The organism is Nocardiopsis protaetiae (assembly GCF_045446735.1).
Lineage (GTDB): Bacteria > Actinomycetota > Actinomycetes > Streptosporangiales > Streptosporangiaceae > Nocardiopsis > Nocardiopsis protaetiae.
Map to the genome: position 1 here is coordinate 1 of NZ_JBJJBV010000190.1, position 13249 is coordinate 13249.

A 13249-nucleotide genomic window follows, 5' to 3' on the forward strand; every position below is an offset into this window, starting at 1 on the left:
CACCCGTCCCACCACCGTCCGCCCGCGCGCCCTGGCCGCCGCGGCCCTGGCCCTGCTGCTGCCGCTGGCCACCGCCTGCTCCTCCGACGCCTCCGGCTCCGCCGACGGCGACCGGGTCGTCCTGCGCGTCGGCGAACTCGGCGCGGCCCCCATCACCCAGGAGATCTTCGCCCACCTGGGCCTGGACCAGGACCTGCCCTACGACATCGAGTGGAAGCAGTTCGTCAACGCCGGACCCGAGTACGTGGAGGCCGCCGGGGTCGGCGCCGTGGACGTCGGCGTCACCGCCGACACCCCGCTGATCTTCGCCGACGCCGCCGGTGCCGGGCTCCAGGCCGTCGCCGTCATCGGCGTGGTGGACCCGCTGGAGAACTCCAACAACGCCATCGTCGTCCCCGAGGACTCCGACATCGAGTCCCTGGAGGACCTCAAGGGCGCCCGCGTCGCCTTCCAGGAGGGCACGATCATGCAGTACCACGTGATCAAGGCCCTGGAGTCGGTCGGCCTGACCCTGGACGACATCGAACCCGTCAACCTCCCGACCGTCGACGGCCCCACCGCCCTGGCCGGCGGCGACGTCGACGCCCTGGCCACCCTGCTCATCTACTGGGCGCAGGTGGAGGGCGAGGGCGCCCGGGCGATCGCCACCGGGGCCGGGCACATCGCCGGGAACTCGTTCATCTCCGCCCGCACCGAGGCGCTGGAGGACCCCGCGACGGCCGCCGCCATCGAGGACCTCATCGGCCGGTACGCGGAGCTGGAGGAGTGGCAGGCCGAGAACCCGCAGGAGTGGGCCGAGTTCTACGCCGACCTCACCGGCCTGCCGGTCGAGGTGGTTCGCGCCGGGGAGGACCGGGCGGACGAGGTGGTCGGCCCCATCACCGCCGAGGTGATCGCCGCCCAGCAGGACCAGTCCGACGTCTACTTCGAGGTCGGCGTCCTCCAGGAGCGCCAGGACGTCACGGCACAGTTCGACCCGCGGTTCAACGGGCTGTTCGGCGCCCCCACGGACCTGGCCGAACTCACCGGGGACTGACCTCCGGCCCCGCACCGGCGGGCCCCGGGGCACCGTGCTCGGAAAAGCCGGGCCCCGGGGCCCGCCCGCGTCCGCCGGCGGCCGCCCCAAAGGGCCCCGTCCGCACCCGCCGGAAAACCGAACGCGTCGGCCGCGCGTCGTATGGTCGGCGCACGACGCGCCGGGGCGAGGGGAGGCGTGTGTGGTCGAGGACCTGACGGTCGGCCGGGACACCGGCGACGCCTCCGCGCGCGGACCGCTGGGCTGGTGCGGCGCCGGGCTGTGCCTGGGCGGGGCGGCGCTGGCGCTCGCCCCCGAGGTCCCCTGGTGGGCCGCGCTCTCCGCGGCGGGGACGGGCCTGCTGCTGATCGCCGCCGGGCGGCGCCGGATGCGGGCGCGCCCGGTGCGGCGCTCCCTGCCCCCGGCCGCGGCCGGGCTGGCGCTGGCCCTGGTCGCCGGGTTCGGGGTGCGTGCCCTGACCCTGTCCCTGGCGGTCGACCACACCGTCGCCGGCACCGTCCCCGAGACCGCGCCGCCGGTCCCCGTGCGGGTCGACCGGGTCGCCTGGTCGTGGGCGCCGCCCGAGGACGGCGTCCTGGTGGACGTGCTGCCCGGCACCCTGGGCCCGGTCGTCGTCCTGGACGACGGGGTGGTGGCCCTGGACGGGATCACCGGCGGGGAGCTGTGGCGCTACCGGCTTCGCGGCGCCGACGCCCGCGCCGCCGTCCACGGCGGCGGCACCCGCGTGCACATCGCCCACGGCGACCCCGACGCCCCCGGGCGCACCGGCCCGCTGGCCTGGGTGGAGCTGGACACCGCCCGCGGCGCCACGGTGGAGGCGTTCACCACCCCGCCCCCGCCGGAGGGGGTGAGCGCCCGGGTGCTGGTCGCCGGTCCGGGCACCCTGCTGCACGCCTGGGCCGAGGACGGGCAGGCGCCCCGGATCAGCGCCCGGACCACCACCGGTTTCGGTGAGGCCTGGTCGTTCACCGTCCCGCAGGAGCCCGGCCGGGTCTGCGAGCCCTGGCAGGACTGGAACGCCGACAACACCCTGCGCACCCCCGACCTGTTCCTGGTCGCCTACGCCTGTGTCCCGCAGGAGCGGCTGCGCGGCACCTCCCTGGCGGAGATCGCCGACACCCCCGGCGAACACCTGACCGGGGTGGTCACCGCCCTGGACCCGCGGGACGGGCGGGAGCGCTGGACCCGTGAGCTGCCGGGGCTGGAGGAGTTCCCCGCGCTGCGCGGCGGCGGCCCGGTCACCGACCCCGAGGCCTCGCCCGCGGTGGTGGTCGGCCCCCTGATGGGGGAGGGCGCCCCTGCGGTCCTGGACCCGCGGGACGGGTCGCACGCGGTGCGGATCACCGCCGAACCCTGGACCGACGGCCGCTCCGTGCTGGTGCGCGCCGACACCTCGGGCGCGGTCGTCGCCGAGACGGCCGCCGACCGGGTGCTGTTCCACCGGGTGGACCCGGCCGGGGAGATCGTCGAGACCGCCGCCCTGGCCGGTGACGAGGTGCCCGAGTACGGCCCGGGCCTGGCCGTGGGGCTGCCCGGCGCGGTCGCGGTGCCCTTCGGCGCCGTCCACACCGACGCGGAGGAGACGGCCGACGTCGCGGTGCTGTGGTCGGTCCCCTTCGACACCGAACCCCGGCTGCTGCTCCTGGACCCGCCCGGGCAGGCGCCGCCGATGCCGCTGGGCCCGGCCGCCGACGACCACCGGGCGGTGGCCGTCCCCGGCGCGCTGGTCACCGTGGCCCGGGGCCCCGACGCGGTCCGCCTGCACGGCCTGGTCGCCTGAGGCCCCGGGGACCTTGACGGCCCCGCCGGTCCGAAGGCCCGGGGACCTGAGGGGCTCGGGGAGTTGAGGGCCTCGGGGGCCGAGGTTCTCCGGGGTCCGAGGGACCCGGTGGTCTGAAGGCCTGGGGCTTCCGAGAGCCCGGGGTTCCGAGGACGGGGCGTACAGGGCGGGTGAACAGGGTGGGGCAACCCTGCGAAAACCCCTGCACCGGCGCGGACGCACTGGTAGCTTCGCGGCATGCGGGAGTTGCCAGACCTCCACGAGGACCGGATCGGCCAAGCCCTGGGGGCCTGGGGCATCCGCCCGGTCGCGCTCACCCACCTGCCCGTCGGCTTCGCCGACCACCACTGGCGGGTCACCGACACCTCGGGGCGGCGCTGGTTCGCGACCGTCGCCGACCTGTCCCACAAGGCCTACCTGGGTCCCACCCCGGTGCAGGCGCGGGAGCGGCTGGCCGCGGCCATGGACACCGCCGCCCGGCTGCACGACGACTCCGGGCTGGGGTTCGTGGTGGCGCCGCTGCGCACCCCCGAGGGGCGGACCGTCCGGGCGGTGGGCCGCGACCGGGTGCTCAGCCTCTTCCCGTACGTGGAGGGCGCCTCCGGCGAGTTCGGCCGCCCCCTCACCCCCTACCTGCGCGGGCTGCTGCTGGACGCGCTGGCCCGGCTGCACCGGGTCGCCCCGGTGCGCGGGACGCCCCCGGCACCGACCGAGCTCGGGCACCGCGCCCACCTCGACGCCGTGCTGGACGACCCGTCCCTGGTCGGGGCACACGGCCCCTACTCCGGGCCCGCCGCCCAACTGCTGGCCGAGCACACCAAGCGGGTGCGCACCCGCCTGGAGGAGTACGACCGCCGGGCCGCCCGGCTCACCGACGCCCCGGCGGTCGTCACCCACGGCGAACCCCACCCCGGCAACGTGATCTGGCGCGGGCCCCGGCCGCTGCTGGTCGACTGGGACACCGTCGGGGCCGCCGCCCCCGAACGCGACCTGTGGCTGGTCGCCGAGGACGCCGCCGACCTGGAGCGCTACAGCGACGCCTCCGGGCACCCCGTGGACCCCGACCGGCTCGACCTGTACCGGCTGCGCTGGGCGCTCCAGGACGTCGCCGAGTTCGTGGACGCCTTCTCCCGCCCGCACACGCGCGACCGCGACACCGAGCGGGCCTGGCAGGCCCTCGCGGAGATCGTCGCGGGCCTGTGACGGCGGGGCGGGCGGGTGACGGCGGGTCTCCCCGCCTTCGGGTATCGCGGTGGGTAGCATGCGAATCGCCCTGAGTCATCCACGTCCGTTCCACGGAGACGACATGCGACTGCCCATGAGAATCAGCGACATCCCCCTGCGCCTGGCCACCGGGGCGTTCATCCTCAACTCCGGGCTGAGCAAGCGCGACGCCGACGAGGAGACCGCCCAGGGGATGCACGGCATGGCCGCCGGCACCTACCCCTTCCTCAAGGACATCGACCCCGTCACGTTCACCCGGCTGCTGTCCGCCGGTGAGATCGCCCTGGGCGCCGCCCTGCTGCTGCCGGTGGTGCCCAGCCGGATCGCGGGGGCCGGGCTCGCCGCGTTCGGCGCCGGGCTGGTCGGCCTGTACCTGCGCACCCCCGGCATGCGCCGCCCGGGCACCCTGGTGCCGACCCAGGAGGGCATGGCCATCGCCAAGGACTCCTGGCTGGTCGGCGCCGGGCTGTCGCTGCTCATCGGCGACTGCGACGCCGACCGCAGGCGCGGCCGCGGCCGCGGCCGCCGCTGACCGGCCGGGCCTGCGGCGGGCCGGACCCGGACCCTCATGCCCCGGCGGCGGGGACGAACACCTGCAGCGCCGCCGGGCGCTTGGTGAACCGCACCGTCCGGGACCCCTCGACGACCTCCCCGTCCACGGCCAGCAGCCGGGGCTCCTCGGGCAGCGTCAGCTCCAGCTCCCGGGCGGTCCGCTCGCGGTAGCCCTCACCGCGCCAGTGGCGGCCCAGCAGCACGTCCATGGCCGCCCGCAGCCGCGGGAACGGGGAGCGGGCGCCCAGCACCCGCACGTCCAGGCGCCCGTCCACCAGGCTCTCGCGCAGCGCCGGGACCCGGGCGTGCGTGCGGTAGCGGCCGTTGCCCACGAACGCCCACCACACCCTCGTCTCCCGCCCGTCCACGACGGCCGGGGTGGGGTCGACCTCGCGCAGGTCCCGCCACAGCGCCCACACGAACGCGGGCCACTTGCCGATCCGCGGCGCCCACCGGTCGCGGCGCTCCACCATGCGCGGGTAGGAGCCGAACGACGCGGTGTTGAGGAACAGCCGCCCGTCGACCTCGCCCACGTCCACCCGGGCCACCCGCCCGGTGGAGTAGGCCCGCAGCGCGATCTCCACCGAGGTCAGCCCCAGGGTGCGGGCGAAGTTGTTGAGCGTGCCGTCGGGGATCACCAGCAGCGGCCGGTCGTGGTCCAGGGCGGCGCGCGCCCCCGCGTTGACGGTGCCGTCGCCGCCCGCCACCGCGAGCACCGCGCCCGCCGCGGCGGCCTTGTCCATCACTTGGGCGATGTCGTCGTCCTCGGACAGGGCGACGATCACGGCGCCCGGCAGCGCCCGCGCGATGCGCGAGGGGGTGCCGCCGGCCGCCGGTCCGGGCAGTCCTTGGGCGACCGCGGCCGGGAGCACGTCGGCCGAGCCCGGGTTGACCACCACGGTCACCCCGGTCCCGGGCAGCGCGCCGGTCGAGAGCGCGTCCTCGCGCGGGGCCGGTTCGCGGTGCACGCCCTCGGGCAGGGTCTCGGCGCCGTGGACCAGCTCCGGCCGGGGCGGCACCACCGCGCGCGCCGCCAGCGCCGCGGCCAGCCCGATGGCCGCCCCGCCCAGCACGTCGCCGGGGTAGTGGACGCCGCTGTGCACCCGGGACACCGCCACCACCCCGGCCAGCAGCGCCACCAGCGCCGTCAGCGGGCGCGGGGCGTCGGCGGCGACCCCCGCCGCGTAGCCGACGGCCGCGGCCGTGTGCCCGGACGGGAAGGAGGAACTGCCGTAGTCGCGGTAGGGGATCCGCTGCCGGGGCACCCGCGACAGGTCCGGGCGGGTGCGGTCGGTCAGGTGCTTGACCCCGGCGGAGACCGCGTTGGCCGCCGCGGCCGCGGCCATGGCGCGCAGGGCGGTGCGCCGCAGCCGGGGGCCGCCGGTGGCGGCCAGGGTCGCCGAGACCAGGAACCAGGGCGCCATGTTGTCCGTGGCCTGCACGAACTTGGGTGTGTAGGGGTCCAGGGCGGGTGCTCCCAGGCCGGTCACGAAGCGGTGGATCCTGCGGTCCAGGCGGTCGATCGCTCGTAGTGCGCGCATTCGTCCACGGTGCCGTCGGGACGCCCGGATGTCCAGAACCTCCGGTGGTTTCGGCTTTCCCCGGGCGATTTGTGTCGCAGGTCACATCTTTTCGGCGGGCCGCGACCCATCCGCGTTCCACCCGGCTCCGAATACCCGGTACCAGCCCCCCACCGAAGGGACGCACATGGGCCAGGACCGGCACCCCCGGCGGCGCGTCGCCGTCATCGGCTCCGGCGTGTCCGGACTGACCGCCGCGCACCTGCTGCGCGACCGGGCCGAGGTCACCCTGCTGGAGGCCGACGACCGCCTGGGCGGCCACGCCCACACCCACCGGGTCACCGGCGAGGACGGCGGCGAACTCCTCGTGGACAGCGGCTTCATCGTGCACAACCGCCGCACCTACCCCCACCTGGTCCGGCTCTTCGACGAGCTGGGCGTGGACACCCGCCCCGCCGAGATGAGCCTGTCGGTGTCCTGCGAGGGCTGCGGCCTGGAGTACGCGGGCGCCCGGGGAGCCCGGGCCCTGCTGCCCACCGGCTCCCGCGCCACCGCCGCCCACCTGCGCATGCTCGCCGAGATCCCGCGCTTCCACCGGGCCGCCCGCGCGCTCCTGGCCGCCCCCGGCGAGGACCCCGGGCCCACCCTGGGGGAGTTCGCCGCCGACCGCGGACTGAGCCGCCACACCACCGCGCACTTCCTGGTCCCGCTGGTCTCCGCGGTGTGGTCGTGCCCGCCCGGGACCGCCCTGGACTACCCGGCCCGGTACCTGTTCGCCTTCCTGGACCACCACGGCATGCTCGGTATCTGGGGCTCGCCCCGGTGGCGGACCGTCGCGGGCGGCTCCCGGGCCTACGTGGAGCGGATCGCCAAGAACCTCGACGCCGTGCGGACCGGGGCGCCGGTCGGCTCGCTGGAGCGCCGCCCCGGCGGGGTCCGGCTGCGGGCGGGCGGGGAGGTCCTGGAGTTCGACGCCGCCGTCGTCGCGGTCCACGCCGACCGTGCCCTGGCCCTGCTGGAACGGCCCACCCCCGCCGAGCGGGAGGTGCTGGGCGCGTTCGAGTACTCCCGCAACCGCACCCTGCTGCACACCGACACCTCCGTGCTGCCGCGCGACCCGGCGGTGCGGGCGAGCTGGAACCACCGGCTGCCCTCCTGCGACCCGCGGGACGGGGCCGTGCGGGTCAGCTACGACATGAACCGGTTGCAGCGGCTCCCCGGGCGCCGCCGCCACCTGGTCACCCTCAACGACGACGGGCGGATCGACCCCGGACTGGTGCTGGCCGAGATGGACTACGAGCACCCGGTGTACACGCCGCGGGTGCTGGCCGCGCAGCGCCGCCTGCCCGAGCTGGACGACGGGGTCGTCGCGTTCGCCGGGGCCCACCACGGGTGGGGCTTCCACGAGGACGGCTGCGCCTCGGGGGTGCGGGCCGCCGCGAACCTGGGGGTGGCGTGGTGAACGCGGCTGTGGACCCGGGGGCGGGTGCGGACCCGGAGACGACTGCGGGCCCGGAGGCGGGTGTGCCCGCCCTCTACGAGGCCGTCGTCCGGCACGTGCGCGCCGCCCCGGTCCGCTCGGCGTTCGCGCACCGGACCTACTACTGGCTGACCGACCTGGACCGCCCGCCGCGGCTGCCGTGGCCGCTGCGCCCCCTCGCCGGGTTCGGCCACCGGGCCACCCGCGCCGACCTGGAGGGGTTCCTGGCCGGGGAGGGGGTCCGCTCCGACGGCGGGCCGATCCTGGTGCTCGCCCACGCGCGCGTGCTCGGGTACGTGTTCGACCCGCTGACCGTCTACTGGTGCCGCCGCCGCGACGGGACCCTGGCCCGGGTCGTCGCCGAGGTGCACAACACCTACGGCGACCGCCACCGCTACCTGCTCGACGTGGACGGCCGCGGGCGGGCGGACACGGCCAAGGCCATGTACGTGTCCCCGTTCCACGGGGTCGAGGGCACCTACCGGCTGGCCCTGCCCGAACCCGGGGAGCGGCTCGCCCTCACCGTCACCCTCCACACCGGGGGCGCTCCGCCCTTCGCCGCCACGGTCCGGGGCCGCCGGGTCCCGGCCACCGCGGCCTCCCTGCTCCGGCTCGCCCTGCGCCACCCGCTGGCCCCGCTGGTCGGCGCGCTCCGCATCCGCACCCGGGGCATCGGCCTCTACCTGCGCGGCGTCCCGATCCGCCCGCGGCCGACCCACCACGGTTCACCGGCACACGACAGGACAGGTGCACGACCATGACCACGACCTCCCCCGCCCCGGCCGCCGTCGACGCCGACCGCTGGCCGGACGTCGCCCGGGTGCCCCGGGCCCGCCTGCGCGCCACCGCCGCCCGGGCGCTGGCCCGCTACGCCGCCCGCCGGGCCGGAGTACGGATCACCACCGTTGGAACCCCCGAGCCGGGTGGCGTACGGCGCCCGGCCGATGCTCGGCAGCGGGCCGACGTGGGGCAATGGGGTGATGCGCGGCAGCGGGGCGAGGCGCGTGCCCCGGGTGGCGTACGGATCACCATCCCCGGAGCGCCTGACCCGGATGACGTGCGGCAGGGGGCCGAGGTGGGACAGCGGGGCGAGGCGCGTGCCCCGGGCGACACGCGGTATCCGGTCGGCGCGCAGGACCCCGGGGAGGACGCCCCCGTCCTGCGCCTGCACGACCCCGACGCGTTCCACCGCAGACTGGGCTCGGACGGGCTCATCGGCCTGGGCGAGTCCTACATGGCCGGCGAATGGGACTCCCCGGACCCCGTCGCCCTGCTCACCCGGCTGGCCGAGCACTACACCGACCTGGTCCCGCGGCCCCTGCAACCGCTGCGCCACATCACCCTGCCGCGCCGGGTCCGGGGCGAGCGCAACACCCGGGCGGCGGCCCGCCGCAACATCGGCCACCACTACGACCTGTCCAACGACCTGTTCGCGCTGTTCCTGGACCGCACCATGACCTACTCCGCGGCGCTGTTCGACGGCCCCGGCCCGCGCGACCCCGACACCCTGGCCGCAGCCCAGGAGCGCAAGATCGACCGCCTGCTCGACGCCGTCGGCGCCGGGCCCGGCACCACCCTGCTGGAGATCGGCACCGGGTGGGGGTCCCTGGCACTGCGGGCCGCCCGGCGCGGGGCCCGCGTCACCACCGTCACCCTGTCCGCCGAACAGCGCGACCTGGCCGAGCGGCGGCTGGCCGCGGCCGGGGCAGGCGGCGCCGTCGACGTCCGGCTGCTCGACTACCGCGACGTGGACGGCGAGTACGACGCCGTGGTCAGCGTGGAGATGATCGAGGCCGTCGGCGAGCACGACTGGCCGACCTACTTCTCCGCCCTGAACCGGCTGGTGCGCCCCGGCGGCCGGGTCGGACTCCAGTCCATCACCATGGACCACCGGCTCATGCGCGCCTCCCGCCACTCCTACACCTGGATGCACAAGTACGTGTTCCCCGGCGGGCTCATCCCCTCGGTGACCGCCATCGAACGGCAGGTGCGCGAACGCACCTCCCTGAGGGTCGTCGACCGGCACGCGTTCGGCGCCGACTACGCCGACACCCTCCTGGTCTGGCGGCGCTCCTTCGACGCCGCCGCCGACCAGGTGGCCGAACTCGGCTTCGACCCCGTCTTCCGCCGGATGTGGGACTTCTACCTCGCCTACTGCGAGGCCGGGTTCCGCTCCGGCATCATCGACGTCGAACAGATCCTCCTGGAGCGCGCCCGATGACCACCACCGCCTCCCGCAGGGGCGCGCCGCGCGGCGTCGCCCACTTCCTCGCCCCGGTGGTCGCCGGGTTCTTCAACGGGCACCCGCCGGTGCGGCTGCGCGCCTGGGACGGCAGCGAGGCGGGCCCCGCCGACGCGCCCGTCGTGGTGCTGCGCCACCGCGACACCCTGCGGTACGTGGTGGCCCGGCCCGGCGAACTCGGCCTGGCCCGCGCCTACGTCACCGGCGCCCTGGACGTGGAGGGGGACCTCACCGACGCGCTGCGGCGGGTCGGCGCCGGGGTCCGCCGCCACGGGACGTCGCCGCCCGGCCCAGGAGAGTGGGTCCGGGCGGCGCGCGTCCTCCTCGCCCTGGGGGCGGTCGGCGCCCCGCCGCCGGTCCCGCGCGGCGAGGCCCGGCTGCGCGGGCGCACCCACTCCCGCGAACGCGACGCGGCCGCCGTGTCCCACCACTACGACGCGGGCAACGGCATCTACGCCCTGCTGCTCGACGAGACCATGGCCTACTCCTGCGCCTACTGGCCCGAGGACGACCCCGTCGCCACCCTCGCCGACGCCCAGCGCGCCAAACTCGACCTGGTCTGCCGGGAGCTGGAGCTGGCCGAGGGCTCGCGCCTGCTCGACGTCGGCTGCGGCTGGGGCTCGCTGGCCCTGCACGCCGCTCGCCACTACGGCGCCCGGGTGACCGCGGTGACCCTGTCGGCCGCCCAGCGCGACCACGTCGCCGCCCGGGTCCGGGAGGAGGGCCTGGACGGGGCGGTCGAGGTGGAGCTGCGGCACTACCGCGACATCGACCGGGCCGGGTTCGACGCCGTGGCCGCCATCGAGATGGGCGAACACGTGGGCCGGAACGAGTACGCGCCGTTCGCCCGGCGGCTGCGGGACCTGCTGCGGCCGGGCGGTCGGCTGCTGGTCCAGCAGATGTCCCGGGGGAGCGACCAGCCCGGCGGCGGCCCGTTCATCGAGCGCTACATCGCCCCCGACATGCACATGCGCCCGCTGGGCGAGACGGTCGGGCTGCTGGAGGACGCGGGCCTGGAGGTGACCGGGGTGCGCTCGCTGCGCGGGCACTACGTTCGGACCGCCCGGGCGTGGGCCGCCGAGCTGGAGCGGCGCCGCGACGACCTGGTGGCGCTGGCCGGGGAGGAGACCGCGCGGGTGTGGCGGCTGTACCTGGCGGGCGGGGCGCTGGCGTTCGAGGAGGGGCGGATGGGCGTCCACCAGATCTCCGCGCGCCGCTTCGGGCCGGAGGAGGCGGGGCCCTGTGAGGCCGGTGCCGGAGGGGCCGGGGCCGGGAAGGTGGGGGCATGAACCTCACAGCGCTCGCCCTCACCTCGGCCCTGGCGGCCGGGGCGGTGGCCGTGCTCATGCTGGGGACCTTCGCCGTCGGGCGGAGGCTGGGGCGGCACAGCGTCGTCGACGTCGCCTGGGGGCTCGGGTTCGCCCTGGTGGCGCTGGTATCACTGGTCACGGCGACCGGCGACCCGGTTCGGGCCTGGCTGCTGTTCGCCCTGACGGCGGTGTGGGGCGTGCGGCTGGCCGTCCACATCGAACGGCGCTCCCGGGGCAAGGGGGAGGACCCCCGCTACGAGCGCCTGCTCTCCCGGGCCCGCGGCGACCGGGACCTGTACGCGCTGCGCGTCGTGTACCTGCTCCAGGGGGCGCTGATCTGGCTGGTGTCGCTGCCGCTCCAGGCGGCCGCGCACGCCCCCGGACCGCTCGGCGGGTGGGCGGCGGCCGGTGCGGCGGCGGGGGTGGCCCTGTGGGCGGTCGGGTTCGCCTTCGAGACCGTGGGCGACGCCCAGCTGGCCGCCTTCCGCCGCGACCCCGCCAACCGCGGCCGGATCATGGACCGGGGCCTGTGGGCGTGGACCCGCCACCCCAACTACTTCGGCGACGCGTGCGTGTGGTGGGGGCTGTTCCTGGTCGCGGCCTCGGGCAGCCCGTGGACGCTGCTCACCCTGCCCGCCCCGCTGGTCATGACCTATCTGCTCACCCGCGGCTCGGGGCAGCGTCTGCTCGACGAGCACATGCGCGGCCGTCCCGGCTGGGCCGAGTACGAGGCCCGCACCAGCGCCTTCCTCCCCCGGCCGCCCCGCCGCCCCTGAACACCGGAACCCCCGGCCCGCCGGAGGCGTCCGACCCGGGTGAGAGCGGGACGGCAGCGGGACGGCGCTAAGGAGAACGCGGTGGCGGCAACGGTGGTGCGCGGGCGGCGGTGGAAGCCGGTGGCCGCGGTGGGGGCCGCGGCCGCGGTGATCGCGGCGACGGCGGTCTTCGTCCTGGCCGACCGGGCGGTGTCGTGCGGGTGCGCGAACCCCGACGCGGGGCTCGACGTGGAGTACGGCACGCTGGGCCCGGGGGCCGACGCCGTTCAGGCCCGCCTGGAGGTGGTCGAGGTGGCCGCGGTGCCCGGGTACACGCGCACCGTCCTTGAGTTCACCAACCAGGCGGACGCGCCCACCGCGTTCGACCCCGCCTACTTCACCGGGGGCGCGGGCCCCGGCGACGGGTTCCGGATCTGGGACCCGGGGACCGGGCGCCTGTACGAGAACCGGGCCGGGCTGGGCACGGTCACCGGGGACGAGGTGCGGTGGGAGCCGCGCACCCCCTACGAGATCGTCCTGTACTCCGCGCCGCTGGAGCCCGGCACCGAGACGGTGGAGGTGCGCGGCCCCCAGGGCGCGTTCCGGGTGGAGAACGTGGGGGTCCGCGAGGGCGGGGCGCTGTGGGAGCCGGGGGCGGACGAAGGCGGGGGCGGGGGCGCTCCGGACGGCGTTGTCCCGGTCATCCCGGATTTCCGCACCCCCGCGCCGGGGACGGACGTGCCCGGGTACACCGAGGCGTTCTCTCCGCCCGCCCCGGAGCCGGTGGGGCTTCCGGTGGCCGCGGCCGAGACCGACGACGAGGGGTGGGTCCGCTTCGAGGAGGGCGGCCGGACCTGGCGCATGTTCGTGGGCGGCTACCGGGTGGAGGACGGCGTCCTCACCCTGGGGTACCGGCTGGACGTGGAGTACGGCGACGCCCCCGCGCCGGGGGAGCGGCCCGACCTGTTCCCCGAGGGGCTCACACTGATCGACCCGGCCACCGGCGCGGTCGTACCCGAACTGCGGGTGGGCGACCCCGAGGGGGAGTCGGAGCCGCTGTGGTCGATCGCCTGGCCCCGGCTGTGGGGGAGCACGCCCCGGATCCTCGCGGACCTGTCGTTCGCCGACCCCGGGGAGGGGGCCGGGGACCTGCTGCTGGACGCCGGGGTGTTCGGCGCGCTGCCGGTGGAGCACCTGGACTGACCCGGTAACGGGGCGGGGGCGGGCCACGTCCGGGGCGGCGCCTGGGGAAGAGGCGCCGCCCCGGACGACCGGAGCCATGTCGATTAGGTTAGCCTACCCTTGTCGTTGTCGTCGGTGGTCGTCGCCGTCCGGCGGCGGCTCCGCCGT

General features: G+C 76.6%; 11 protein-coding genes. 10 read left to right on the forward strand and 1 reads right to left on the reverse strand.

What is annotated here, in order from left to right:
* From ACJOT3_RS24575 to ACJOT3_RS24590, 4 genes are all read left to right on the forward strand, one after another.
* The coding region (locus tag ACJOT3_RS24575) for an ABC transporter substrate-binding protein (protein WP_406975461.1) at positions 1–1036 on the forward strand (1036 nt) is incomplete at its 5' end.
* Positions 1037–1217: 181 nt separating this feature from the next.
* Positions 1218–2816 carry a hypothetical protein gene (locus ACJOT3_RS24580; RefSeq protein WP_406975462.1) on the forward strand — a complete coding sequence of 533 codons (1599 nt, stop codon included), beginning with the start codon at positions 1218–1220 and terminating at the stop codon, positions 2814–2816.
* A 237-nt stretch (positions 2817–3053) separates the two neighbouring features.
* Positions 3054–4019 (forward strand): phosphotransferase enzyme family protein, encoded by a 966-nt coding sequence (locus ACJOT3_RS24585; protein ID WP_406975463.1) that lies wholly within the window; start codon positions 3054–3056, stop codon positions 4017–4019.
* 103 nt (positions 4020–4122) lie between these two features.
* A complete protein-coding gene (locus tag ACJOT3_RS24590; protein WP_406975464.1) occupies positions 4123–4572 on the forward strand; it encodes a hypothetical protein in 450 nt (149 codons plus the stop codon).
* A 34-nt stretch (positions 4573–4606) separates the two neighbouring features.
* Here ACJOT3_RS24590 and ACJOT3_RS24595 read toward each other — a convergent pair whose 3' ends face one another.
* Entirely contained in the window at positions 4607–6133 is a 1527-nt protein-coding gene (locus ACJOT3_RS24595) for a bifunctional phosphatase PAP2/diacylglycerol kinase family protein (protein ID WP_406975465.1), read from the reverse strand.
* Positions 6134–6299: 166 nt separating this feature from the next.
* On the opposite strand from ACJOT3_RS24595, the gene ACJOT3_RS24600 reads away from it, so the two are divergent.
* The 6 genes from ACJOT3_RS24600 (at position 6300) to ACJOT3_RS24625 (ending at position 13102) form a co-directional block, all read left to right on the forward strand.
* Positions 6300–7574 carry an NAD(P)/FAD-dependent oxidoreductase gene (locus ACJOT3_RS24600; RefSeq protein WP_406975466.1) on the forward strand — a complete coding sequence of 425 codons (1275 nt, stop codon included), beginning with the start codon at positions 6300–6302 and terminating at the stop codon, positions 7572–7574.
* Positions 7571–8353, forward strand: a complete 783-nt coding sequence (locus tag ACJOT3_RS24605; protein ID WP_406975467.1) for a DUF1365 domain-containing protein — start codon at positions 7571–7573, stop codon at positions 8351–8353. The genes ACJOT3_RS24600 and ACJOT3_RS24605 overlap by 4 nt, the downstream gene beginning before the upstream one ends.
* Positions 8350–9813: a class I SAM-dependent methyltransferase gene (locus ACJOT3_RS24610; RefSeq protein ID WP_406975468.1), complete on the forward strand. Its 1464-nt coding sequence runs from the start codon at positions 8350–8352 to the stop codon at positions 9811–9813. Before ACJOT3_RS24605 ends, ACJOT3_RS24610 begins: the two co-directional genes overlap by 4 nt.
* Positions 9810–11123, forward strand: a complete 1314-nt coding sequence (locus ACJOT3_RS24615) for a class I SAM-dependent methyltransferase (RefSeq protein WP_406975469.1) — start codon at positions 9810–9812, stop codon at positions 11121–11123. Before ACJOT3_RS24610 ends, ACJOT3_RS24615 begins: the two co-directional genes overlap by 4 nt.
* Positions 11120–11920: a DUF1295 domain-containing protein gene (locus ACJOT3_RS24620; RefSeq protein WP_406975470.1), complete on the forward strand. Its 801-nt coding sequence runs from the start codon at positions 11120–11122 to the stop codon at positions 11918–11920. The genes ACJOT3_RS24615 and ACJOT3_RS24620 overlap by 4 nt, the downstream gene beginning before the upstream one ends.
* 81 nt (positions 11921–12001) lie before the next feature.
* On the forward strand, positions 12002–13102 hold the full coding sequence (locus ACJOT3_RS24625; protein ID WP_406975471.1) for a hypothetical protein: 1101 nt from the start codon (positions 12002–12004) through the stop codon (positions 13100–13102).
* Positions 13103–13249 lie beyond the last annotated feature (147 nt).

Coding starts and splice junctions, on each gene's coding strand:
- ACJOT3_RS24620 (WP_406975470.1), top strand. CDS start 11,120: ATGAACCTCACAGCGCTCGCCCTCACCTCGGCCCTGGCGGCCGGGGCG.
- ACJOT3_RS24595 (WP_406975465.1), bottom strand. CDS start 6,133: ATGCGCGCACTACGAGCGATCGACCGCCTGGACCGCAGGATCCACCGC.
- ACJOT3_RS24585 (WP_406975463.1), top strand. CDS start 3,054: ATGCGGGAGTTGCCAGACCTCCACGAGGACCGGATCGGCCAAGCCCTG.
- ACJOT3_RS24615 (WP_406975469.1), top strand. CDS start 9,810: ATGACCACCACCGCCTCCCGCAGGGGCGCGCCGCGCGGCGTCGCCCAC.
- ACJOT3_RS24600 (WP_406975466.1), top strand. CDS start 6,300: ATGGGCCAGGACCGGCACCCCCGGCGGCGCGTCGCCGTCATCGGCTCC.
- ACJOT3_RS24610 (WP_406975468.1), top strand. CDS start 8,350: ATGACCACGACCTCCCCCGCCCCGGCCGCCGTCGACGCCGACCGCTGG.
- ACJOT3_RS24590 (WP_406975464.1), top strand. CDS start 4,123: ATGCGACTGCCCATGAGAATCAGCGACATCCCCCTGCGCCTGGCCACC.